The sequence below is a fragment of the Nonomuraea spiralis genome (genome assembly GCF_014648435.1).
Classification (GTDB): domain Bacteria; phylum Actinomycetota; class Actinomycetes; order Streptosporangiales; family Streptosporangiaceae; genus Nonomuraea; species Nonomuraea spiralis.
Genome location: NZ_BMRC01000031.1, coordinates 108,721 through 109,869 on the forward strand (window position 1 = coordinate 108,721; position 1,149 = coordinate 109,869).

A 1,149-nucleotide genomic window follows, 5' to 3' on the forward strand; every position below is an offset into this window, starting at 1 on the left:
TAGGGCGATCTTGGGTGGGAAGTTGACCAGCAGGTGGACATGGTTGTTCTCGCCGTTGAACTCGGCCAGGCCGGTCTCGAAGTCGGCGCAGACGGCCCGCATGATCTCTTCCAGGCGGGTCAGGTGCGCGTCGGTGAACACCCGATGCCGGAACTTCGTCACGAAGACCAAATGGGCGTGGAGCACGAAAACACAGTGCCTGCCTGTTCTGATATCGCTGTAATCGGCCATAACCCAACCGTATGATGATCGGGTGCAGTTGCGGTACAACTACCGGATCGACCCGACCCCCACCCAGCGGATCGCGCTGGGCCGGGCGTTCGGGTGCGCCCGGACGGTGTTCAACGATGCACTGCGTATGCGCAACGACGCCCATGAGAACGGGTTCCCGTTCGTGAGCGACGCTGAGCTGTCGCGCCAGGTCATCACCGAGGCGAAGAAACGCCCCGATCGGGCGTGGCTGGGCACGGTGTCAGCCGTGGTGTTGCAGCAGGCGCTCGCCGACTGCGCGACGGCGTTCCGGAACTTCTTCGCATCGGTGTCAGGCAAGCGCAGGGGCCCGAAACTCGCCCCGCCCCGGTTCCGATCCCGCAAGGACAACCGGCAGGCGATCCGGTTCACCAGGAATGCCCGGTTCAAGGTGAGCCAGAACGGGAAACTCGTCCTGCCGAAGATCGGCGAGGTCGCGGTGCGCTGGTCACGGGGCCTGCCTGCCGACCCGTCCTCGGTCACGGTCATCAAGGACGCGGCGGGCCGATACTTCGCCAGCTTCGTGGTCGAGGTCACCGTGCAACCACTGCCCGCCGTCGAAGCCGAGACCGGGATCGACCTCGGGCTCGGGCACTTCGCCGTCCTACCGGACGGAACGAAGATCAACTCTCCCCGCTTCCTGCGCCGGGCGGAGAAACGGCTGAAGAAAGCCCAACGCGCCCTGTCTCGGAAAGGGAAGGGCAGCAAGAACCGCGACAAGGCCCGGCACAAGATCGCCCGGGCGCACGCACGGGTCGCCGACACCCGCCGCGAGTTCCACCACCAGCTCTCCACACAGATCATCCGCGAGAACCAAGCGGTGTTCGTGGAGGACCTGGCGGTGAGCGGGCTGGCGCGCACGAGGCTGGCCAAGAGTGTGCACGATGCCGGGTGGTCGGC

At 65.8% G+C, this 1,149-nt stretch carries 2 protein-coding genes; one reads left to right on the forward strand and one right to left on the reverse strand.

Annotated elements, in window-relative coordinates; all coding sequences use genetic code 11:
- Positions 1 to 231, reverse strand: a 231-nt coding sequence (tnpA, locus tag IEZ27_RS54505) for an IS200/IS605 family transposase (RefSeq protein ID WP_229824907.1), incomplete at its 3' end; no start/stop codon positions are given.
- Positions 232 to 253: 22 nt separating this feature from the next.
- Here tnpA and IEZ27_RS44730 point away from each other — a divergent pair.
- Positions 254 to 1,149: RNA-guided endonuclease InsQ/TnpB family protein (locus IEZ27_RS44730; protein ID WP_189652807.1), on the forward strand; the 896-nt coding region annotated here is incomplete at its 3' end.